Source organism: Secundilactobacillus paracollinoides DSM 15502 = JCM 11969 (assembly GCF_001311135.1).
GTDB classification, from domain to species: Bacteria; Bacillota; Bacilli; order Lactobacillales; family Lactobacillaceae; genus Secundilactobacillus; species Secundilactobacillus paracollinoides.
Genome location: NZ_BBAG01000001.1, coordinates 271414 through 294450 on the forward strand (window position 1 = coordinate 271414; position 23037 = coordinate 294450).

Genomic DNA, 23037 nt, shown 5'->3' on the forward strand with positions numbered 1-23037 from the left:
AACTCTTGAAAGGAGACTTTTTCATGGGTTTTCCAACAGTTTATCCAACGGGAACAACCGTTTATAATCCCGAAAAAGCAAACAATGGCTACACCGTAATCACAAGAAATGGCAAAATAGATTTCATCGACATGAATGGTGAGGTAGTAGTGACCAAACCTGCGAGGGCAAAAAAGGGAAAGATTATCGTTGAGACAAGATTAGTATCAAGGTCACAACTTAGTAGCTTACCAGTCCTAGATAGCCAAATTATAATTAAAGATAATCAAGGTGGTACGCAATGGTACTGGTTAGCTAGCAATCACTTTACTGAACTTGGTTTTAATACCACAGCAGAGAACGCTATTTATCGACTCATTGAGCAAAATAACCGCTTAGGGTGGCAAAAACCATGGCTTAAAATAGAACACGTTGCCCGTTTAGGAAAGAATATATGGTTTGATGGCGGTGATGATCGCTTCGATCCTGAAAATATCATCTTTAGTGCACCAAATGCAAACGTAGTCGTTATTATTAGTCATCAAACTGGACAGATAGTTTGGAAGCTCGGGCCCACGTATGACAAGTTTTCTGGAGATCAACAATTCGATTGGCTTATTAATCCAACTGATGCTCAGTTGATTGACAATCGACTGCCAGGAGCCGGAAACATACTTATTTTTGATCAGGGTGGTGCAGCTGGCTTTGGTGCTGTTAATGGGTTGTCTCCGGATGGTATCGACAATCAACATAGAGAATATTCGAGGATATTAGAAATCAATCCACGGACGATGACGATTGAGTGGCAGTACACACCTGAAGAAGCAGGTAATGTTCAACCTCTCGATTCGTATAAATTTTACAGTCCGGCATTCGGTAAAGTCCAGCGACTAAAAAACGGCAATACTATTATCTGTGAGGGAATTATTGGACGAATATTCGAAGTTACATCTGATTGTGATACGGTATGGGAGTATTTAAATCCCGTCTTTTTCAGGGGTAATAAAGGTGACAAGACTAATCGCGTTGAATGGATGACTCGGATACCATATGATCAAATAGACTTATCAAAACCTAAAGAAACCCCAGTGGCACAACTCAATGTAACAAACCTACGTGTCCCGGGGGCGCCAAATGGAGCTAATACTGGTAAGGTCACCGTAGTTGATGGCGTCGACCCGCACCGGCTAAAAGCAGTTCGCGACCCGCATGCCAAACAAAATCTAACGAAAACATCAGAACATGACTTCTGCGTTGTCACTTTTGGTAACGCTAGTCAAAATTAGGAGGTACTGTAAATGGGCTATCCAAGAATTTATCCAACCGGCACCACAATATATGATCCAAAAAGATTTTATAATGGCTTAACCATTTTCCCTTCTGCTAAAGGCGCACTTCTGATCGATATGGACGGTAACGAAGTTCAACTATGGGCGGGCTTGTCCGGATTTCCAAATAAGATCTTGCCCGGTGGTTACGTCCTTGGATCTACTGGAGAACGTGATATTAAACAGGGCTATCAAGATGAACTGGATCTCGTCCAGGTTGATTGGGACGGCAACATAGTTTGGCGATATGATCAGACAGAAGAAGTCACCGACCCAGGTCAAAAGCCAACCAGGATGGCCCGCCAACACCATGACTTTGAACGGGAAGGATCAACAACCGGTTATTACGCACCTGGTATGATACCTCAAACAGAGGGAGGAAATACCCTAATATTGACGCATGAAAACCTGTACAATCACAACATAACCGACAAACGCCTTCTTGATGATAAATTTGTCGAAGTTGATTGGTCGGGAAACACACTCTGGCAGTGGCGGGCTAGCGATCACTTCAATGAATTAGGGTTCAATGAAACTCAGAAAAATGTGCTTTTCCGCGATCCTAGCATGGTACCTGCTGGAGGAGGAATGGGGGATTGGCTACACATTAACTGTCTCTCAACATTAGGTCCCAATCGGTGGTACGATAATGGTGACGAGCGTTTTAACCCCGACAATATTATTTGGGATTCACGCAATGCAAATATTCTCGCAATTACAAGTAAGAAGACTGGTGAAATCGTTTGGCGAATTGGACCAAACTTTGACGAACTTTCGTTGGGTCAAATTATTGGCCAACACCACTTTCACATGATTCCAAAAGGTTTACCAGGAGAAGGCAATTTGCTTATGTTTGACAATGGTGGCTGGGCAGGATATGGTGCTGTTAACGGTGTGTCTGAACATGGTACTCAAAGTGAACGTCGCGATTATTCACGAATCCTGGAAACTGATCCGACTACTTTAGATATTAAATGGCAATACACTGCTGAAGACGCTGGTGAAAATGACAATACTCGTTTCTTCAGTCCGTATATCAGTGCCGCGCAAAGATTACCAAACGGAAACACACTCATCACAGAGGGATCTGACGGTCGAATATTTGAGGTTACACCTCAACATAAAACTGTTTGGGAATATATAAATCCATACTATGAAGCTTTTGAAGGCAAAACATTAAACATGACTTATCGCGCCTATCGAGTCCCATATGAATGGGTACCACAAGTAACAGATCCACAGGAAACTGAAATTCAACAAATTGAACCAGCCGACTATCACGTATAACACAAGAATAGAGCGCCGAAAAACCGTAGCGAAATTACTCGCTACGGTTTTTATTGCCCATTTGACTTAGTAGACCAACTGCCAGCCCTCAGGTCGCAGTTGCTGATACAAATTCTCCGCATTCTTAAATGTCGTATCGATCAGCTGACTCGACTTGCCGACAATGTTCAACAAGGTGCTCATAATCGTTTGCGTGACTTGTTCAACCGGCACCATCAAACTGTCCTTAAACCGGTACAACTGCAAGCCGCCGCTGATTGCAAATAACAACGCCGCCTTTACCTTATTGTCGTCTCGCTGCACAAAATTGTTGTCCGTCAGCCACTTACTAAAGAAGGTCATAAATGCATTAAACAGCTCGTTGTTGGCGATGATCTCGGTCATCAACCCATTGACGGCCTTATTGGCTGAGATGAAATCAAAGAACATCAGTAAAAAGGCTGTCAGTCGCGTATATAGCTCACCCTCTGGAATCGTTTTAAGCCACTGATTGAAGTTCACGTTCATCAAGTCTTCCATGAGTTGGCTCTTTTGTGGGTAGTGGTACTGCAATAATGACTTACTGATGCCGACCGCGTCAGCAATCTGTTTATAGGTGACTTTTTTATACCCGTGTTCAATAAACAGGGGCAGACTGACGGCTAAAATTTGTTTTTTTAATGGTTCTGTGGTCACAACATAACCTCCTTTGAAAAAAATAATATGCCTTGGTCGCCCAGTTTTATGAGGTTTCAACAAGCATCATATCATTTTTTGATTGACGTTGTCACGTGACTATACTAGTATAGGTTTCATTCAGTAACTATACTAGTATAGTAATTAAAAAGCAATTCAGAAAGGACGTCATTATGTCAATCGCAATTATTACGGACAGTTCAGCATACCTGTCGCCGCAAACGGTGGCCCGGGCCGGAAACATTTACGTGACGCCAATCGCCATCAATTGGGACAATAACACGTTTTACGATATGAGAACGTTACAGCCCAAACAATTCTACGACCAGTTGGCCAAGCGAAAGGCGCTGCCCACAACGTCGATGCCAAGCATGGGCACGATCACCCAACTCCTGGATGACCTGGCAGAGGAGGGCATCACCGACGTCATCATCCTCCCCATGTCAAAGGGCATCAGTTCCTTTACCAGTGCACTTTCGGTCGTTGCGGACCAGACCATGCCGCGCGTCCACGTCGTCGATACCAATAGTACCTGTGGCGGAATGGAAATGCTGGTGCTGCTGGCGTCTCGGTTGGCAAATGAGGGGTTCGAGATCACTGATATCTTAGCCGCCATCACCACGCTTCAGCACTCCATGCAGATCGAATTTATCGTTAAGGACCTGAATTATTTGAAACGCACGGGGCGCATCTCGACAACCTCTCAGGTCTTGGGCAACCTGTTGCGCGTTCGCCCAATATTGGCGATTGATACGCAGGACACTGGCATCATTCGGCCGATTGGAAAGGAACGGACAGCCAAGCGTGCCATCCGTCACATTGAGGACGACTTAACCGCCAGTATTAAGGCCGCGCCGAAATTACCTTACGCCGCCGTGGTGTTTGACGGCAACGCACCAGAAGAAAAGCGCGCGTGGCTGCATCACCTAAAAGAAACGTTTACCGATGTCCGCTTTAGTGCTGGCATCATTGGCCCCGGGGTTGGCTGTCACACCGGTGGTGGCGTTCTCGCCATGGCCTGGGCCTATGACTGGCAGGTCTTGGCTGACCAACTGATCAGCGAACGCGCCCAACTACAAATTCAAATCTAAGGAGTGACCCACATGTTCTATCGGTTTGCGCGCCAGTGTGTGCGCCTGTATCTCTTTTTCAAACTCGGTCCCGTTAAGGTTCAGCATCGCGAGCGGGCGCAACGTGACCAGCCCTACATTCTGGTGGCGGAACACCACCACGCCTGGGATGCTTTGTTGTATGCATCACTGCTGGCACCGACCCCGTTTTTCTTCATGGCCAAGCAAGCATTATTTAAACGACCTGTTTTAGGGCGGTTATTGCGTTGGTTGAACGCATTCCCAGTGGATCGCGGGCAGGCCAATGTGGCCGCCTTACATGACACCATTGACCACCTCAAGACACAGCCCGAATCACTGATCGTGTTTCCCAGTGGTTCACGGTACAGCACGACCCTTAAATCCGGCTACTTGGTTGTTGCACATGATACCGGGGCGCCGATTATTCCGGCCGTGTTTCAAAGTCGCGGGTGGGGCCGAAACACCTTAATTGTGGGTGAACCGGTCGTCACTGATCCGGATCAACCGCTCAATCGCAAACAGCGGGAACGGGCAACGCATGAGTTGCATCAAAAATTTGTTGGGTTGCAGGCCGAGATGCCAAAGCCAAAATCACTGCTGCAGGTCTTCTCGTAATGGCAGTGATGACGGGCATTCATTTCTATATCGTTTGTTTTTTGGCTTACATTATCGGGTCGATTCCGACCGGCGTGCTGCTCAGCCGAGCTATCAGTCATCGTGACGTTCGCCAGTTCGGCAGCGGCAACATCGGAACAACGAACATGACGCGGATGTTGGGCTTACCGGTGGGCTTACTGACGCTGGTGGGTGATGCGTTCGAAGGTTACGTCGCAGCCACATTACCGTTTTGGCTGCAGTTGCCACACGCGCCACTTGTCAGTTTGATCACCGGATTGATTGCCATCGTGGGCCACGCTTTTTCGTGTTTTCTCAAATTCAAAGGCGGCAAGTCCGTTGCGACGACGGCCGGGGTGTTATTGGCCATCGACCCGAAACTCCTGCTGCTGGCGCTGGCCATCTTTTTGGTGACCCTGGCGATCACCAGTACGGTCAGTCTTGCGAGTATCATTGGTCTTTGGGGCACGACCATTGCGATCGCGTTCATGACAACGCCACTGCTGGTCGGGTACATGGCGGTCGTTTCTGCATTCGTTACAGCCCGTCACTGGCCAAATATCAACCGACTCCTAACGCACTCAGAACGGACCATTCCCTATGGGCTCTTTGCGACCTGGCAGCACTGGCAGCATCGGCCGCAACCCTAAATCTTTTCTTGACTTGAAGTGGGCTTTAAGGACTACACTAAACGTATGAAGTCGTTTCACGTCATTTAGAAAAGGGGCAAACTATGGAATATACCACATTAGGCAACACCGACATCACCGCTTCCAAAATCTGCGTCGGTGCAATGAGTTTTGGTCAAGCTGGCACCATGCATGACTGGACGTTGAACGCCAGCGACAGTGAAGCCGTCATTAAACACGCTTTGGATCTTGGCATCACTTTTTTTGACACCGCGAACGTTTACTCAGCTGGTACCAGTGAAGAGTACCTCGGCCAGGCATTGAAGAAAAACGTCGCGCGCGATAAGGTCGTGATCGCATCTAAAGTTTATTTCAACGAAGGCCGTCTCTCTAAAGGCGCAATTGCACGGGAAATTGACGGCACACTGAAACGACTTGGGACAGACTATCTGGACGTGTACATCATTCACCGGTTCGACTATGACACGCCGATTGAAGAAACGATGAGTGCGTTAAATGACCTCGTTAAGGCTGGCAAAGTTCGAGCACTTGGCGCCTCCGCCATGTACGGCTACCAGTTCCAGAATATGCAGCAGGTGGCTAAGGATCACGCTGGGCCCAATTTCAGACCATGGAAAACCACTACAATCTGTTATACCGAGAAGACGAACGGGAACTCATTCCGATCTGCAAACAGGATAACGTGCCCCTGATGCCATACAGTCCGCTGGCTGCGGGCCACCTGAGTCACTTGGATTGGCAAACAGACACCCTGCGCAGCCAAACAGATCGCGTTGCCATGGGTAAGTATGATCGCGCTAAGGCACAAGACCTCGGCATTATTAAGCGGGTCAATGAGTTGGCCACAAAATACCAGACAACTATGAGTCAGATTGCACTTGCGTGGCAGTGGGCGAAGGGGGTCGCATCCCCAATCGTTGGTCGACCAAAACCAGTCATTCAGATGACGCCGCAGCTGCGTTGAACCTGAAGTTGACAGCTGATGACGTTGCCTATCTGGAAGCCTGTATGTTCCTCATGAGATTGTGGGCGCAATTGCACAGAATCCGGACCAGGGGACTGTTTTGATTGACGAGAAGAAGTAAACTATCCTTTAAAAAAGTGATTAGAAACCACTGAAATAATAGAAAAAAACGCGTGGAAAGGCTGACCCTTCCACGCGTTTTCTTAAGTCAAAATCTGGTACAAAAGTGATTGAATCTAGAAATGATTAAAAAAGATCACTTCTCACAATCAGTGTACAAGTAACGACCATTACTAAAATAAGCACAACGTAGCAGACGTTCTGCAACTGCCCAACTGGATTTGCCGCGAAGACCAGTCCATACAGCGTTGGGCCAAAGGCAGAAATACAGTAACCGCCAGCTTGCGCCATTCCGGATAATTTAGCTGTTTCGTAAGGGTTTCGCGTCTTTAAAGCAAACATCGTCATTGGCACCATGAAAAATTAGCCAATCGTAACCCCAACCAGTAACCCTTCTGTCAGCCAAAACCACACGGACGAGGTCTGTTGCACAAATAACATTAAACTCGCTAAAAGTCCGAATAATCCCATGACTAGTGTGATCCACGTGAGTTGGCGCTTAGAATACTTTGCCAATAGATTAGGCAGAATCATTGATAATGGGAGACCAATAACGGCATACAAAGCCATTATGACCCCAGTCTCCGTCGCATCAACATGATGATATGCCATTAGCGATGGCATCCAAGCCGTGAAGGTATAACTTAACAGCGCCTGACAGCCAAAAGCTATCAAAAACGGCCAATCACGGGCTTGGGTCCACATCGACCGTGATGAAGACACATCAGTAGTTTGACTTGTGCTCACAGTTTCAACCTGTGGCGTCGTTCCGTTTCGAACCGTCACAGCCCAACTCACAGTGCCAAGCACCGCAAGCACCAAAAGAATCCCTAAGATTGACTGCCAGCCAAATTTTTCGGCAACCGGCGCCGTAACGAGGTTAAAGACCGTATTCCCAAGAATCATTGAAAACGAATACATCGTGGTATACAGACCGATATGTTCTGGAAAATAGGCGGCCACCAGTGATGGCATAAAGACATTCAGGTGCGCAATGCCGATCCCAATAAAAATCGTTCCGACGATCATGGCCCAAAAGGCTGGTATCAACCGTAAGATCGACCCAAACGAAATGATTGTCATCGTCACTAATAAAGCGCGTTTCAGGCCAATCAGCCGCATTAAGTGGGAAGCAAAGTTGGAGAACAGCATAAACATGACCAGCGGAATCGTCGTTAAGATGCCTAACTGACCCTGTGGCACGTGAACCGCCTGCGCTAATTGATTGAGCATCAGCGGCGGTGTTGTAATAGGTGCGCGCATAATAAAACCGCTAAGCAGGATAGCGGCAAGTAACCAAACATATTCCCTTTTAAATCGTTTCACGATCATCTTTCCCTTCATCAAAACCAGCTCAACAACGTCACTATCAAGGACGTATTTCCCAGGGACTGTTGCCTGTTTTGAGAAAAGAAATGAGAGACCTTATGGCGTTTTCGACCATATCAGTCACTGCTGTGTCGGTGTAAAAGGCGGTGTGAGGCGTCATGACGACATTGGGAAATCCCTTAAGTACCTGCCAGTCATGGTTATAGGTAAACGACAACCGGTGATCTTGCTGAAATAGAGTTGCTTCAGTTGCTAGGGTGTCCAAGCTGGCACCACCCAAATGACCAGAAGCAAGACCGTCAATTAAGGCAGTCGTGGACACTAATTGGCCACGGGCACAATTGATCAACACCGCGTTGGATTTCATCCGTTGAATCTGGTCACTATCAATCAGATTATGGTTGTCAGCTAGTAACGGCAAATGCAACGTCACAATATCGGAATTTGCGAGGAGCGCGTCAAAATCAACGTATGTGACCATCGAAGTCAGACTAGTGCTTGGATGAGGATCATACGCCAATAGGTCACAGCCAAATCCGGATAGGATCTCAGCGACTGCGTGCCCAATTCTCCCAGTACCAACGATACCAACGGTTTGGTCATGCAATTCTCGTCCCTGCAACCCAGCTAAAGTGAAATCTTGGGCGTTTGTTCGCGCAACGATTGCTGGTAAGTGACGCAACGTCGCCAACATCAACATCACGGTGAACTCCGCGACACTGTGAACAGAGTAGGACACATTTGATAGCCGAATCCCACATTCTTGCGCGGCTTGCAGGTCAACGTTATTGAAACCGGCACTTCGAACGACCAGATAGTGGCACCCTAAGTTGGCTAACTGATGCAACACGTGAGCGTCCACAAATGGATTAGACCCTTGAATCGTGGCCGCCTCAAAGCCCGTTAAAACCAACAGACTTTGCGCAGTCATTGGGCCGTCAACAAATTCAAGATCGATGTGATTACGCTGTTGCACCTGAGAAAACGTTGCTGCTTCATCAGCTCGCCGGTCAAACACGATAATTTTTGTCATAAGAAGTCCTTCTTCCTAATATTTAGTTTTCATGAGCTAAACCATTAGGACTAAGGACCAACAATCGGCACGGCCATGTGGTTAGAATCCACGAGTGGCCGGACATAGCCGGGTGGGGTCAGTGATCGTAAATGAGCTAAACTTTTCATTAATAAGCGCAAAACTGATCCCTCCCTTTTTCAGAATATAATATACTATTAGTATTAGGTTATTAACCTGTAATGTCAATTGTAAAATGACACAAAAATAGGTGCTTTGATTGCTACCATCGAATAAGCTTTGGAATTTATCGGACAAAATGTAACCCAAACGATTAACGCTTTTCGTGCACCACTCAAAAAATGCGATAGGCGAGCTGCTCATCACAAAAAGGGCGCTAGCCTGAATGCCATTCAAGTTCAGTCTAGCGCCCTTTTTAGCAGTCAACAGTTATTTTCGACTACCTCACTTGCGCGTTAATGAGCTTAGGAATTTGCCCTAAAAACGCGGTTCTCTTTGCTATCGTCGAGGTTGTAATGCCACCCATATTGCGCCACGTCACGTGCTTGATGCCTAACTGTTTTAAGGTGCTGTGAATCAACACGCGGTTAATGCTATCGCCACAAAATAGTCTGAGATAGGGTGTTGGTGAGGTTGAACTGGTTAAAATAAGGGTCGATCTGATCTGTGTTAAGTTACCGCGTAGCCCAGTCCTTGTCGCCACATAGGCCTGATCAGTCCCGCGTTTCATCACTTTGTCAAAGAACCCCTTGATCATTGCCGACAAGTCGTTCCACCACACTGGAAAAATAAGGATCAATTGAGTGGCAGATTGAAGGGCGGTAAGGTAGGTCTTTGCCAGTGCATCGTGAGTCCCGCCTTGAGCGTACAGTGCCAGTTCACTCGAATCAACAACGGGATCAAACCCGTCCGCATAGAGGTCCAAAATCTGATAATCAGCATGCGACTGTGCGAGATGTGTCGTCACGGTTTGTAACACAGCGTGACTAAAACTTTCCTGATAGGGATGACAATAGAGAATCACCGTTTTTGTCATCAGTTGACGCCTCCTAGTAGTGCCGTTAGTGTGTCAGCAGTCAACTGTTGATCGTACACAACGGCTTTGTTTTTGATGAGGACCCCGTAACCTTGAATGAAAGACCAGATCTGAACGAAAAATTGTTGCGGGTCTAGCGATGGATAATCCTCGCTTAAGTCCCTGATGAGCCGCTGTGTTTCTTCCAAAAGCGGAAAGGCAGTGTTCTTATCATTCAGAGTTGCCAGCGCAACGGGATTAAAAAATAAGAACATCATGGTGTTCGGTCGATTTTGGTACGCCGTCAGTAACACATCCGCTAGGGTCAATAACTGTTGTTTGGGACTATCATTTGGTTTGAGTTGGTGCTTAGCATCATCAGCGAGTTGTGTTGAAATAATCACTGTCAAGGCACGGAACAAGGCGTCTTTGTTCTCAAAATGCTTATAAAAAGCACCGGTCGTCAAGCCAACTGATTTTGCTAATTGCCGGAGTGACAAGCTTTCATCGCCTGATCTTTCAATCTGGTCAAGCGCCGAAGCCACTATTTTGTTGGTCGTTTCTTCATACGACATAGATGAGGATCTCCTTCGGAAGGATAACAGTGTTATCTTTCTATTTTTAGGATAACACTGTTATCTTATAAATTCAATGTTTGGGTCACTATTAAAGCGTCATACTCGATTATCGCTTAATGCCAAAATATGACAAAAAAATAAGGTTGCAACACCCGCAACTGAACGGCCATTACAATCCTTAGAATTTCTCATCATCCGTTTAGCAACCACCACTTTTTCCAGCGTTGCCGCTTCGCTAAGATAAATGACGATAACAACCAGCACCTTGGTTGATAACCTCATTTTAAAAATGGAAACTAACGAAACGAATGGTGGGAAAATCATGCAACCCAGAAAACAAGCATTAAAAATCGGCGCCGTTCTGCTGGCAGTCAGCACCGTCGGACTGATTGGCTGGCATTTGCACCAACGTCACCAAACAGTGATCACTACGTCACACCAAAGCCTGCAGCCCGCAACAAAGTCCGGTAAGCAACGCCAGACAGCGTCACATAAACGCAGACGGGTCACACAGTATTTAACCCGCCATCACTTTGTCGGCAGTGCCTCGTCATCAAAAATAACCGGGTCATTTATCAGCAGGGCATCGGGTGGGCAAACGCGCGGCAGTCAGTGCCAAACGACAACCAATCAGAATATCAGATCCTCTCGATTCAAAAATCATTGACGGCAGCGATGGTGATGAAGTTGGTGACGGCACATCGTTTACGCCTGAATACCACGTTATCCCGGTTTTACCCCAAAATCAAAAATGCGGATCACATCTCGATCCGATCACTTTTAAATATGACCTCCGGCTTGTCGCTAACGCACGGAAGCCCTAGCCGATTAACGGCAAAGCAGGTGGTTGCTTACGATGCTGATCATTTAACGTCACAACCAAATCAGGTCGGACAATGGCATTACGAACCGGTCAACTATGTATTGCTAACAGGCATCATCATGCGACTAACACACCGGTCGTACGCCCAAAATTTCAACACAATGTTTAAGGGACCGATACACCTGCTCCACAGCGGGTTTGTGCAACAGTGGGGTCATACCGTTTTTCGAACGACCAGTTACCATCACATCAGCAATCGTCAAATCGTACCAAACTACCAGCGGGTCTATCACGAATCCACGGTGGCAATGCAAAACGAACTGGGTACGGGACAGGTCTATATGTCGACCCGAGATCTGTTCCGGGTCGAACAAGCGCTCCTGCAGGGCAGACTCATTTCAAAACGGGCGGTCGCCCAATTGCATCAGCCCGGCAGCGTGTCCACATACGGTGGCGGGGTCTATAACCAGCCCGATGGTATTCGACTACACGGTATCGGCTATGGGTACGAGTCGGCGGCACTCTTGACACGAAACGACCGAACCGGCGTCGTACTACTCTCAAACGATTACCGAAGACACGCGTCCGTTCTGCCGCTGGCTAATACGATGTTTAAAAAGGTGGCGGACTAATCATGAAAAATCGGTCCCGTGCGCCGCCTAGCACCCACTCGATCGTTTAGCACGTCAATCAGACAGAGAATGAGGGTTAGTTTAAGGATGATTCACAACCACTGGGTCAAACCGCTTGGAGGCCTATTGACACTGGGCGTTGTACTCCTGGCTGGGCGGATGAGCTGTGCCGCCAGTATCACCTACAATTCAATTTTAAGCATGCGTAATCATCGTTATGACGCGCAAATCGTGCACCAAATTGGGAAGGGCGGCTATGCGCTTTATACGGCAGGCCCGTATCACACCAATCGCAGGACGCTCACGAGGGATGCGATTGGCAGTGACCATACCAACCAGTACGTCCGTGTCATGCAGACCAAGGTGACGCGGACAGGCACGTATGTGAAACTGCGGTATTTTAACCAGCAACTGGGTTGGATGAACAGTCACGGCATCAAGCGCGTTTCGTTTGCTTCAGTGATTGCGGGGACGATGGCACAAGCGAACTTTAGTGGAACGGCCGCCCTGATCTCCGCGGGCAAAACACAGCCAACGGTGGTGAGTGCCGGCTTGGCGGATGCGTCAACGAAAACGGCCAACAGCAATAACGGCACCGTTTTATATCCGTTAGCCTCGCTGCAAAAAGCCATCACCGGGGCGCTGATTCAACAATTGATCAGTCAGAGGAAACTCAGCCCATCAACGCCCCTGAGCCGGTACTACCCCCAAGTGGCTGGCAGTCAGCGGATCACCATCAGTGAATTACTGAGTATGACCTCGGGCATCACCAATCCCGAACAGTTTCCTCGCCAATCACCATCGGAAACCCAGGCCGTTTCACTTGCGCTTAAAACACTGAAGACCAGTACCAACAAGACCTTTCAATACAGTGATGACAACTACGTGCTGTTAGCCGGAATCATCGCAAAGGTCACTGGCAACTCCTACGCCGCCAATGTCCAAACGCGCGTCCTCACAAAATTAGGACTGACGCACACGTTTCTGGTCACCCGGTCGCAACCCAGTTTAACGGCCACGCTGGCTCAATCGGCGACGTGGACCCCGGCAGATCCATATGCCACCCCACAATCGGTTACCTTGCCACGGTTTGCTGCACTCGTGGGCGCTGGCAATATGTTGACCACACCGGGGGAGTTCACCGCCGTGATCCAGGGGATGCAAAACGGCAGATTCTCACAAAGAAGCAGTATCGACAATTGTTGCGCTATGGTACTGTTTATTCCGGCGGGTTCTATGTGAACCGCGATGGTATTAAATACAATAACGGCTCGTTTAGCGGATTGACTTACCATACTGGCTACTACGCCACCACTGGTAACTACCACGCCGCCATCGTGTTTAGTAACCGAGCACCGCTACGAAATGGTCTGTCTCAAAAAGATTTTGTGGCTCAGCTTTATCGGGTCGCCGTTTACTATTAGGGTTCTAAAAGTCACGATTGTGGGTGACACCAGTCACACTGAAGCCGCAAAATTCAGTGTTGACTAGCCTTTTAATTGATCCAAGAAGTAAGCAAGCATGAAAACACCCACCTGCGGATGATTAGGTCATCCGCAGGTGGGTGTTTTTTAACTGTCTGATAATACTTTAAAAATGATGATTATGACTGAGGCGTAGAAGGGGGTGTCTGCTGCTTCGGCGTTTTACTGCCAATCTTTTTCACTTCAAACACATCTAACAGGAAGGTGAAGATCGGGATCCGACGATCAGTCCCCAAGCGCCGAAGAGACGTTCTGCCACCAGCATGATCACGATGGTAAAGAACCCGGGCAGCTCCGTCCGGCTGGCCATCAACCGGGGATTCAGAACGTAGGCCTCCAAGAAGTGAATGATGATGATCATGATAATAATGATCACGGCTGACTGCACGCCCCCGACCGTGTACGCAATGATGGTCAGCGGAATCACTGAAATGATGGCCCCGGCCACTGGAATCAGCGACAGGAAGAAGACCATGACGGCTAGGGTCGGGATGTTTGGCATCTTCAGGAAAATCAAGGTAATCGTAGTAATCGTCGTGTTGACCACCGCGATGATCAATTGTGCTTCAATGATGACCCCAAACGTGTTGATAAACTTCATGGCAAAGTAGCGCAGGTCGTCGAAGTACCAGCCATTGGCGATTTGAGGAACAACCCGCCAAAGTGCTTGAGCTCATCGATCTCAACTGTAAAGAAGAAACTGAGAAGAAACGACAACGCGACGGTGACCCCGGCGGAGCCAATACTGCCGGCATACGACAGTACAGCACTAAGCCCCGTCTTAATTTGGCCAGTCAGGTTCATCTGCTTCACACTCTTGACGGCCCACTGGATCATTTCATTATGGTCAAAGGCCCCGCTGGTGTAGAACTTGATCACCGTGTTGACCGAGTGGATCGACTCGTTGACCAGGGACGGCACGTAGTTGATGATGGCATAAAAGATGCCGCCAATGATCAAGAGGTAGAGCGGAATGACCACGATCACCGGCCGAATATTGACGTGCCGGCGGATCAGGTTGATCAGCTGGATCACCAAGAAGGAGAAGATGAACGTCAGCAGGACCGTGGACATGGCACTTCTTGCCAGCCACAGGATAAACACCAGGCTGATGAGGACCACGCCGCGACGGACGGGTTGGTTCGCGATGAATTTTTGATATCTAGACATTGTTTTCCCCTAACGCATTAGTATAGTCACGCAAAATCGTTAGTTAAAGTATAGCCGTCAATCCAACCGAACGCCATCACTGAATCCTATTTTTCTGAACATAGTTTCCGATGCATCAACAATTTTTGATAAATGTGTCGGTCAACGGTACTCGTAAGTCGATTCGGGCGACTTTCAGCGCCATTTTGGCGTAAAATAACCCTTATAGATTAAAAAGATTAGGGGAGGTTTCGCACAACATGGATTTTGTGCTTTTATTTTCAGTGATCCTGGCGGCCGTCGTGGGCGCCAATATTCTTGCGCGGCACGTCTCGTTTATTCCCGTGCCATTTTTTCTGATTGCGATCGGGCTGGTGCTGTCGCTGCTGCCCGTGTACCGTAATTTTCAGCTTGATCCCTCCACGTTTACGCTGGGCATTATTGCGCCGTTGCTGTTTAACGAAGCGCAGAACAGCTCACGCGGGTGGATCGGCCGGTCGATCACCAACATTCTATCGATGGCAGTGGGCTTGGTGCTCGTGACTGTTTTGGTGGTGGGGACTGGGCTGCACGCCCTGTATGTCCTGCTGCCGCTGAGTTTATGCTACGCACTGCTGGCAATCGTATCGCCAACGGATGCGTCTGCGGTCAATTCAATTTTTGAGGCCAACCCGATAGCCGAGGAACAGGCGGAGACGTTGAAAAACGAATCTCTGTTTAACGACGCTGCCGGCATTGTGATCTTTGACATGGCATTGGGGGCCTACATCTCCGGGTCGTTTTCCCTCAATCACGCGCTGGAACTCTTCTTATGGGAGTTCCTCGGCGGCCTGTTGTTTGGGGCACTGATCGGTGCCGTCATCGTCAGCATTCGGCTGGCGCTCATTCGGTACAACGACGATACCCCGCTGATCATGGTGCTGATCTCACTGATGACGCCATTTCTGGTGTACCTGCTGGCGGAGGAACTGGCATTGTCCGGGATCCTGGCGGTGGTTGCGGCCGGCCTGGTTCAGGGGTCGGAACGCGATAAACTGCGCCTGACTAGCTCGCGGATGCAGATGGTCACCAGCAACGTTTGGGAGATCATCTCAGGCGCATTGACCGGGACTGTGTTTGTGCTCCTGGCTTATCACTGCCCGAAGTGACGCAGGCGCTGCATATTTCTGATAAATCGAACTTGACGGTGCTGGTCTTAATTGGGATCGGTATCGTGGCTTACCTGGCCAAGGGCTGTTACGACTTCTGTGGACGCGGTTCTTGATCAAACGACATAAGCGCTCCGAACATATTTGGCGAGACAGCCTCATTATGGCCCTTAGCGGCGCCAATGGGACCATTACCCTGTCACTGGCCTTTTCGATTCCCAACACCGTCCACGGCCAGCCATTTGCCTTACGCGGGACGATGATCTTCCTAGCGGCGGTCGTCATTTTGGTTAGTCTGATCATGCCGACCATCTTTGTCCCGTTAATTTTGCCAAGTGAACAGGATACGCAACCACGGTATCAGTGGGTGCGGCGGATGATCCAAACCGCCATTCGTGATCTAGCTGGCGAAAAGGACCATCCGGCCGAAGCACAGATCGTCATCGAGTCGCTGCAGCAGCAACTCGTGTTAGATGCCACGCCGAACCGGCGTCTGCAACGGCAACTGATCAGCGAAAGCCACCAGGTTGAATTGCAGGCGGTGCACCAGATGTTTCTGGATGGTCAGATCACGGCCGACGAAGAAATGTACTACGGCCGGTTCCTGCAGTTTAATAATTTTACGGCGGACGAAAAGATCTGGAAAAACGTCTGGCTGCGGATTCGTTTCAGCCTGCACATGGGGACCCAGTATAAGGACCTTAGTCGGGCACAGGAAGCCTTTCTAACGGCGCCAATCGCGCTGGAAGAAGTCTACTGGCGCGAACAGTTTGAGGAACACGACGAAGATATTTTACCCATTGAACAGGTGGGCTTTGACGCGGTAATGGCCTTTTTGAAAACAAAACAGGGCAACGCGGTGGAGACCAACCTGGTCAGAAGATTCTACCGCACCCGTCATCGTCGGATTCACGCCAAGGATGTGGATTCAGACATTGTCTACCAAATGTTCATGCGCGCCTTCCATGCAGAGTATGAACTGATTCAAGAAGCAATCTCATCGGGCCAGATCGAACAGGATTTGGCGCAGAAGCTGCAGAGAAGGATTTCGATTGATGAGATGACTTATTTGGAGAATGTGGATGCGTATAATGGGTAGAGCGTGGAACAAGGCGGTTTAGGGGCGGTGTGTAACGGACTCTGACCAAAAAGTCCGGGTCTGACTTTTTGGTCAGAGTCCGTTACACGTTAGCCCCGTGCCTTGTGGAACGCGTTTCGGCGTGGTAGCAAAGAAAGACGACCACTATAGAACAGAATAAAATCAACAGAACAGAATAAAATCAACTCAAAAAACAAAAAAAGCAGGTCACCTCGTCCCGATGACCTGCTTTTTATGCAACCTACAACCAGAACCACTTTCACACCATCTCAAAAAACGTCAAAAAACCCATCCCATTTCCACCCCTTAAACTCAAAAAATGTTACCATAAAATTAACCAAGCATAACATTTAACTTTTCAAACCAACCATGGTAATATTATCATTCGTCGCGTTAAAAACATCCGTATTATCGTCTGTCACTTAGGATCAATCTGAATGGAGGATCGCTGCATGACTGATATGTTTAAAGATGGCGCCATTAGTGTCCACGGTGCTCGAGAAAACAACCTCAAAAACGTGGACCTCGATATTCCCAAACACCGGACGACGGTGTTTGCGGGGCTTTCAGGAGCCGGTAAATCGTCACTAGTGTTTGATACACTTGCTGCGGTGTCGCGGCGAGAACTCAACGAAACGTTTCCTAGTTTTACGCAACAGTACTTGCCAAAGTTTGGCCAACCGGACTTTGACAGTATCGACCACCTGCCAGTCGCCATTGTGGTCGAGCAAAAACCCATTGGCCGCAACTCGCGGTCAACGTTAGCGACCTACACAGGGATCTACTCGGTGCTCCGACTGATGTTTTCGCGAATCGGGAAACCGTGGGTCGGCTACTCCGAGTGGTTCTCATTTAACCTGCCTCAAGGGATGTGTCCCGAATGTCAGGGACTCGGATTTGTGGACGACGTGGATGAATCGCAACTGATCGATCCAGAAAAATCGCTCAATGAAGGGGCCATGACTTTTTCCGGGTTTCAGCCGGGAACCTGGCGCTGGAATGAATACGGGCACTCTGGACTGTTTGATTTAGATAAGAAGATCAAGGATTACTCCAAAGAAGAGTATGACCTGTTCATGCATGCGCCACGCCAAAAGTTAAAGAATCCGCCAGCCGAGTGGGGACGGACGGCGTTGTACGAGGGGTTAGTTCCGCGGATGATGCGGTCGGTGATCCACAGTGCTTCGGGTCGGCATCATCAGGCAGCCTTGGCGAAGATCGTCACGCGTAAACCGTGTCCGGTATGCCACGGCACCCGACTCAACAAGGCGGCGCTGAAGGGCAAGATCGAAGGTAAGAACATTGCGGAAGTCGGCGCGATGGATCTGGTCAACGTCCTAAGCTTTCTGGATAGTATTTCCGACCCGATGGCCAAAACGATGGTCCGGGAACTCCGCAGTAAAGTGCAGGCACTCGTCGATATTGGCTTAGGCTACTTATCGTTAGACCGGGGAACGGATACGCTGTCCGGTGGTGAAGCGCAAAGAATTAAGATCGCCAAGTATTTGACCAGTTCGTTATCGGACCTCGTTTACGTTCTCGATGAACCAAGTGTGGGCTTGCATCCGCACGACATTCAATTGATCACCAAATCGTTAGCGAAACTCAAAGAACACGGCAACACCATTGTGCTGGTCGACCACAACCCAGCCATCATCCGGTCAGCCGATTACGTGGTCGAGATCGGTCCCAAAGCGGGTCAGGGCGGCGGCCAAGTCACATTTACTGGGACGTACCCAGAACTGTTGAAGTCGGATACGATCACGGGTCGGATGTTGCGTGAGCCAACGACCTTCCGGGAACCGCGACAGCCTAAATCGTGGCTGCACGTCGACCACGTCACATCGCATAACTTAAACGATGTGAGCGCGAAGGTGCCCGAAGGCGTCATGACGATTATTTCTGGGCCAGCCGGTTCTGGGAAGAGTACGCTGGTCAATGCCATTAAACAACAGGTTGCTGATCAAGACTACATTGATCTGAGCCAGGATGCAGTCGGTATCAACATCCGGTCAACGCCGGCAACCTACCTGAACATCCTCAATCCGTTACGGAAATTGTTCGGTGATGCGAACAATGTCTCAACGCAACTCTTCAGCTATAACGGTAAGGGTGCTTGTCCGCGGTGTAAGGGGAAGGGCGTCACCATTACTGAAATGGCGTTCATGGATCCGGTCATTCAGGTCTGTGAGCTCTGTGGCGGGAAACGGTACAGTCAAGAAGCCCTCCAGTACACCTACCACGGCAAGGACATTGCTGAAGTGCTCAACATGTCGATTACGGACACCCTCGCCTTCTTTAGTGACGTCCCAGCCATCTATAAGAAAGTCAGCTTGTTGGAACAGGTCGGCCTGGGATACCTCAATCTCAGTCAGGCCATGACTACGCTATCCGGTGGGGAAGTCCAACGGGTCAAGCTGGCCATGGAGTTGGATCATACGGGAAGTATCTACTTCTTGGATGAACCGACGACTGGGTTGCATTTAAACGATACGAAACGGTTGATCGGGTTGTTTGAAGACTTGGTCGATAAGGGCAATACGCTCATTTTAATCGAACACAACCTTGCGCTGATCAGTCAGGCAGATTGGCTGGTCGATATGGGGCCGGACGCTGGTAAGTACGGCGGTCAGGTCTGCTTTGAAGGAACGCCGGAAGAGAGCACACACCACAGCGACTCGCGAACTGGGGTGGCCTTGAAGGCTCAGATTGAAAAATAACGGATACAGTCAAAATAAAAAACAGCCAAACGGTCAATTTCGTTTGGCTGTTTTTATGGAGTTTAAGCGGTTAAATTAGCCAGCACTATGCTTGTGAAGTGATGACAACTGTTCCTAATTTGACTGGCGTTTATAACACTTTTAAATTTCACAACCTTTTAGTTGACATTCATTCAGCAGACGGTTATTTTATACTTGGAAGCGCTCCCAAATTTAATTGCTGCATCGTCAATTATAGGAGGGGAACCATATGACAAAAGAAATTACCGGGGCTGTGATCGAGGAATTGAACGCGCCCTTTACTTTGGAGACTGTTTTAGTGGACGACGACCCGAAACCAAACGAAGTGTTAGTTCACATGGTCGCAAGCGGCATCTGTCACAGTGACCAAGCGGTGCGGGACGGCTCTGCGGGGCCGTACACCTATCCAGGAATCGTCGGCCATGAGGGAGCCGGCATCGTGGAGAAGGTCGGTTCGGCTGTGCAAAACGTTAAGGTGGGCGACCACGTGGTGCTGTCCTACGATTACGATGGAACCTGTCGCCACTGTTTGACAGGACACCCATCATCCTGCGTCAACTGGGGCGCCCTGAATTTTGCGGGCACCCGGCCAGATGCTCATACGCCTTTACGAAAGATAACGGCAGTGCCATCAGTAACTTCTTCAACCAGTCGTCATTTACGACAACGACCCTGGTGCAGGAACGCAACATTACCGTGGTGGATCCAGAAATTGACCTGACTAAGGTGGGCCCACTGGGGTGCGGGTTCGTGACTGGGTCTGGGACAGTCTTCAACGGGTTAGACCCAGAGGAAGGCTCGACCATCGCCATCGTTGGCACAGGGGCAGTTGGCGCCGGCGCCTTGATGGCCGCAAAGATCAAGGGCTGCAGCAAGATCATCTGCGTGGACATTCACGATAACCGGTTAGCAACGGCGTTGGAGATCGGTGCCACCGATACAATCAACAGCCTCAACGAAGACTGGGTCGCTAAGGTCAAGGAATTGACCAACGGTGAAGGCGTCGACTACGCGGTAGATACGACCGGGGGTCGCTCCGGTGATGCTGCAGGCGGTGGACGCACTAGCCAGCGGCGGTCATTTAGCACCGATCGCCGTCACCCAAAAGACCTTAGACGTGGCCACTTGGGGTCAGCTCAGCGCCTTAAATAAGCACATTGATGGTGTGTTAATGGGGGGATGCGGTGCCGCAACTTGCCATTCAAACGCTGATCGATTTCTGGCAGGCGGGCCAGTTCCCGTTTGACAAGCTGGAGAAGTTCTACGACTTTGACCAGATCAACGACGCTAACGCAGCTTCAAACGATGGCTCCGGCGTCAAACCTGTGCTGATCATTGATCACGATTACGTGCCGGGTGAGTAGGACGTGATCCGGTGGGTATTCGCGTGATGGAGACGGGTGCGCAACTATCGTTTAACTTAGACGTAGGGCATTCAAAAAGCTTGAGATCAGTTGAAGGTCTCAAGCTTTTGGTGACTGTGTGAGTTATGACTTTGCTTCATGGTTGAGGTCCTTAGCCACATCCAACTTAAAACTCGACGGGATCTGGTAGTCCTGAATCCGGTCACGCCCCCAGCTGTACATGCTGTCGATGATCGGCAACAGGGTTTTGCCAATCGGCGCGATCCGGTAGATGACCAGCTCACGGTTGTTTTCCTCATAGGATTCGCGTTCGACGAGCTTATCGCTGACCAGTTCGTGCAGCTGGTTAGAAAGGACCTTCTTCGTCACGCCATCGATCACCCGAAAGAGTTCGTTGAAATGCATGCTGCTGACGTGGCCAAGTTCCCACAAAATGACCAGTTTATACTTGCCACTAAACATGGAGAGGGTAAATTCTTTTTCACAATTATAGTCCCCATTCGCTAATTTTGTTAACACATCTTTGCGCACAACGTCCGTCATGATAGGCCTCCTTGACTGTTTGCGATGATTTGCGGCAAGGTTACCTTAAAGTGCCCTATTTTCAAATCCCCGTTTAGGTATCATAATTATACCATACTCTTATAGATGCTTACTGACATGACAAAAAAGGAGAACACAACTATGAAATTACAACTCGCAATTGACCTTGAAGACGTTAACGGTGCCATCAACCTGATCGAAAAGACGAAGGATTCCGTCGATATTTTTGAATACGGCACGCCATTAGTTATCAACTTTGGGCTTGAAGGCTCCAGACTATCCGGGAAAAATTCCCCGACATCACCTTACTGGCTGACATCAAGATCATGGATGTCGCGAGTTACGAAGTCGAACAGGCCTACAAGTACGGTGCTGACATCACAACGATCTTAGCCGCTGCTGAAGACCAATCCATTAAGGATGCGGTTGGCGCTGCTAAGAAAGCCGGCAAGGAACTGTTAGTCGACATGATTGGAATCCACGACGTCGCTAAGCGAGCTCAGGAATTAGACGCAATCGGCCCAGACTACATCGGGACCCATACCGGGTATGACCTGCAAGCACTTGGGGAAACACCCTTTGAAACGTTTAACATCTTAAAGGATAACGTGACTAAAACGAAGACGGCTGTTGCTGGCGGCATCAAGGTCAACACCGCCCAACGGATCATTGATGAAGGCCCAGATGTTCTGATCGTTGGCGGCGGGATCTCAACCACGGATGATCCAGCCGAGTCAGCTCGTCAGATCAAGGCCTTAATGCCAAAGGACTAAAGAACTACGGGGGACCTTATATGAAATCACTAACTGTTGTTTTTAACGAACTCCTAACCGCGACCGACCACTATGGTGAGGACGCCAACAAAGCCTTGGTCGACGCCATCCAGTGGTTCAAGACCATTTACGTCTACGGTGCCGGTCGTTCCGGACTGGCGCTGCAAATGTTTGCGATGCGGCTTGCACAAATGGGCAAACCCGTTTTTGTTGTGGGCCAGGTCACCGCGCCACCCATCAAGAAGGACGACCTGTTGATCGTGGCTTCCGGGTCAGGCGAGACGGCGCAATCCGTGCAGTTTGCCCAAAAGGCCTTAGATGCGGGGGCGGGCGTGCTGCTCATCAGTACCAGTGACGACAACACGATTGCTAAACTGGCCAGCCAGACGGTGGTCATCGGCGGTAAGGCGAAGTATGCGACGGATGCGGTGAGTCAACAACCGCTGGGCGCACTGTTTGAACAGCTATTGTTCCTATTCTTGGAGGCCACGGTCATGGATCTCATGGCGGCTTGGCACCTCTCGGAAGAACAGCTCGCCAGCGGGCATGCTAATTTAGAGTAACTTTGTATTTTAAAAAGTGAGGGAAGATAATGGCACACATTTCATTTGATGCGT

General features: G+C 49.2%; 21 protein-coding genes and 4 pseudogenes. 16 read left to right on the forward strand and 9 right to left on the reverse strand.

Going from position 1 to position 23037, the window contains the following annotated elements:
- The first annotated feature begins 23 nt into the window (after positions 1-23).
- Together JCM11969_RS01310 and JCM11969_RS01315 are read left to right on the forward strand one after the other, a co-directional pair.
- Positions 24-1265: an aryl-sulfate sulfotransferase gene (locus JCM11969_RS01310; RefSeq protein ID WP_054707254.1), complete on the forward strand. Its 1242-nt coding sequence runs from the start codon at positions 24-26 to the stop codon at positions 1263-1265.
- 12 nt (positions 1266-1277) lie between these two features.
- Positions 1278-2594: an aryl-sulfate sulfotransferase gene (locus JCM11969_RS01315; protein WP_054707257.1), complete on the forward strand. Its 1317-nt coding sequence runs from the start codon at positions 1278-1280 to the stop codon at positions 2592-2594.
- A 66-nt stretch (positions 2595-2660) separates the two neighbouring features.
- Here the strand turns inward: JCM11969_RS01315 and JCM11969_RS01320 are convergent, their stop codons facing one another.
- Complete coding sequence (locus JCM11969_RS01320; RefSeq protein WP_054707260.1) at positions 2661-3269, reverse strand: TetR/AcrR family transcriptional regulator; 609 nt, start codon at positions 3267-3269, stop codon at positions 2661-2663.
- Between the two features lie 173 nt (positions 3270-3442).
- Between JCM11969_RS01320 and JCM11969_RS01325 the strand changes: the two genes are divergently transcribed.
- The 4 genes and pseudogenes from JCM11969_RS01325 to JCM11969_RS18430 all read left to right on the forward strand — a co-directional run bounded on the left by JCM11969_RS01325 (position 3443) and on the right by JCM11969_RS18430 (position 6710).
- A complete protein-coding gene (locus tag JCM11969_RS01325) occupies positions 3443-4360 on the forward strand; it encodes a DegV family protein (RefSeq protein WP_054707264.1) in 918 nt (305 codons plus the stop codon).
- A gap of 12 nt (positions 4361-4372) precedes the next feature.
- Positions 4373-4975 carry a lysophospholipid acyltransferase family protein gene (locus JCM11969_RS01330; RefSeq protein ID WP_054707266.1) on the forward strand — a complete coding sequence of 201 codons (603 nt, stop codon included), beginning with the start codon at positions 4373-4375 and terminating at the stop codon, positions 4973-4975.
- Positions 4975-5625 (forward strand): glycerol-3-phosphate 1-O-acyltransferase PlsY, encoded by a 651-nt coding sequence (plsY, locus tag JCM11969_RS01335; RefSeq protein WP_054707269.1) that lies wholly within the window; start codon positions 4975-4977, stop codon positions 5623-5625. Before JCM11969_RS01330 ends, plsY begins: the two co-directional genes overlap by 1 nt.
- Before the next feature lie 83 nt (positions 5626-5708).
- A pseudogene (locus JCM11969_RS18430) lies at positions 5709-6710 on the forward strand (aldo/keto reductase).
- A gap of 125 nt (positions 6711-6835) precedes the next feature.
- On the opposite strand, the gene JCM11969_RS18435 reads toward JCM11969_RS18430, so the two are convergent.
- The 6 genes from JCM11969_RS18435 to JCM11969_RS17465 form a co-directional block, all read right to left on the reverse strand.
- Positions 6836-7066, reverse strand: a complete 231-nt coding sequence (locus JCM11969_RS18435) for a hypothetical protein (protein ID WP_054707272.1) — start codon at positions 7064-7066, stop codon at positions 6836-6838.
- Positions 7067-7072: 6 nt separating this feature from the next.
- Entirely contained in the window at positions 7073-8053 is a 981-nt protein-coding gene (locus JCM11969_RS01350) for an MFS transporter (RefSeq protein ID WP_082409107.1), read from the reverse strand.
- A 25-nt stretch (positions 8054-8078) separates the two neighbouring features.
- Positions 8079-9071: an NAD(P)-dependent oxidoreductase gene (locus tag JCM11969_RS01355; protein ID WP_054707278.1), complete on the reverse strand. Its 993-nt coding sequence runs from the start codon at positions 9069-9071 to the stop codon at positions 8079-8081.
- 439 nt (positions 9072-9510) lie between these two features.
- On the reverse strand, positions 9511-10107 hold the full coding sequence (locus JCM11969_RS01365) for an NAD(P)H-dependent oxidoreductase (RefSeq protein ID WP_054707283.1): 597 nt from the start codon (positions 10105-10107) through the stop codon (positions 9511-9513).
- Positions 10107-10661: a TetR/AcrR family transcriptional regulator gene (locus JCM11969_RS01370; RefSeq protein WP_054707287.1), complete on the reverse strand. Its 555-nt coding sequence runs from the start codon at positions 10659-10661 to the stop codon at positions 10107-10109. Before JCM11969_RS01370 ends, JCM11969_RS01365 begins: the two co-directional genes overlap by 1 nt.
- Positions 10662-10760: 99 nt before the next feature.
- Entirely contained in the window at positions 10761-10928 is a 168-nt protein-coding gene (locus JCM11969_RS17465; protein ID WP_156319210.1) for a hypothetical protein, read from the reverse strand.
- Positions 10929-10986: 58 nt separating this feature from the next.
- Here JCM11969_RS17465 and JCM11969_RS17470 point away from each other — a divergent pair, with 58 nt between their 5' ends.
- From JCM11969_RS17470 to JCM11969_RS18440, 4 genes are all read left to right on the forward strand, one after another.
- Positions 10987-11331, forward strand: a complete 345-nt coding sequence (locus tag JCM11969_RS17470) for a hypothetical protein (RefSeq protein ID WP_156319211.1) — start codon at positions 10987-10989, stop codon at positions 11329-11331.
- Positions 11250-12119 (forward strand): serine hydrolase domain-containing protein, encoded by an 870-nt coding sequence (locus JCM11969_RS01380; RefSeq protein WP_263849981.1) that lies wholly within the window; start codon positions 11250-11252, stop codon positions 12117-12119. Before JCM11969_RS17470 ends, JCM11969_RS01380 begins: the two co-directional genes overlap by 82 nt.
- Before the next feature lie 126 nt (positions 12120-12245).
- On the forward strand, positions 12246-13361 hold the full coding sequence (locus JCM11969_RS01385) for a serine hydrolase domain-containing protein (RefSeq protein WP_225353071.1): 1116 nt from the start codon (positions 12246-12248) through the stop codon (positions 13359-13361).
- A complete protein-coding gene (locus tag JCM11969_RS18440; protein ID WP_225353072.1) occupies positions 13358-13543 on the forward strand; it encodes a hypothetical protein in 186 nt (61 codons plus the stop codon). The genes JCM11969_RS01385 and JCM11969_RS18440 overlap by 4 nt, the downstream gene beginning before the upstream one ends.
- A 179-nt stretch (positions 13544-13722) precedes the next feature.
- Here JCM11969_RS18440 and JCM11969_RS01390 read toward each other — a convergent pair.
- A pseudogene (locus tag JCM11969_RS01390) lies at positions 13723-14773 on the reverse strand (AI-2E family transporter).
- Between the two features lie 239 nt (positions 14774-15012).
- Between JCM11969_RS01390 and JCM11969_RS01395 the strand changes: the two are divergent.
- The 3 genes and pseudogenes from JCM11969_RS01395 (at position 15013) to JCM11969_RS01405 (ending at position 21104) form a co-directional block, all read left to right on the forward strand.
- Positions 15013-16999: pseudogene (locus tag JCM11969_RS01395) on the forward strand (cation:proton antiporter).
- 452 nt (positions 17000-17451) lie between these two features.
- Positions 17452-19719: an ATP-binding cassette domain-containing protein gene (locus JCM11969_RS01400; protein ID WP_054707297.1), complete on the forward strand. Its 2268-nt coding sequence runs from the start codon at positions 17452-17454 to the stop codon at positions 19717-19719.
- Between the two features lie 250 nt (positions 19720-19969).
- Positions 19970-21104: pseudogene (locus JCM11969_RS01405) on the forward strand (NAD(P)-dependent alcohol dehydrogenase).
- 123 nt (positions 21105-21227) lie between these two features.
- Here the strand turns inward: JCM11969_RS01405 and JCM11969_RS01410 are convergent.
- On the reverse strand, positions 21228-21647 hold the full coding sequence (locus JCM11969_RS01410) for a winged helix-turn-helix transcriptional regulator (protein ID WP_054707300.1): 420 nt from the start codon (positions 21645-21647) through the stop codon (positions 21228-21230).
- 141 nt (positions 21648-21788) lie between these two features.
- On the opposite strand from JCM11969_RS01410, the gene JCM11969_RS20635 reads away from it, so the two are divergent.
- The 3 genes from JCM11969_RS20635 to hxlB are packed head-to-tail and all read left to right on the forward strand — an operon-like array spanning position 21789 to position 22983.
- Positions 21789-22040 carry an orotidine 5'-phosphate decarboxylase / HUMPS family protein gene (locus tag JCM11969_RS20635; protein WP_439709729.1) on the forward strand — a complete coding sequence of 84 codons (252 nt, stop codon included), beginning with the start codon at positions 21789-21791 and terminating at the stop codon, positions 22038-22040.
- On the forward strand, positions 21974-22420 hold the full coding sequence (locus JCM11969_RS01415) for an orotidine 5'-phosphate decarboxylase / HUMPS family protein (protein ID WP_439709730.1): 447 nt from the start codon (positions 21974-21976) through the stop codon (positions 22418-22420). Before JCM11969_RS20635 ends, JCM11969_RS01415 begins: the two co-directional genes overlap by 67 nt.
- A 20-nt stretch (positions 22421-22440) precedes the next feature.
- Entirely contained in the window at positions 22441-22983 is a 543-nt protein-coding gene (gene hxlB, locus JCM11969_RS01420) for a 6-phospho-3-hexuloisomerase (RefSeq protein WP_054707302.1), read from the forward strand.
- Positions 22984-23037: the final 54 nt, after the last annotated feature.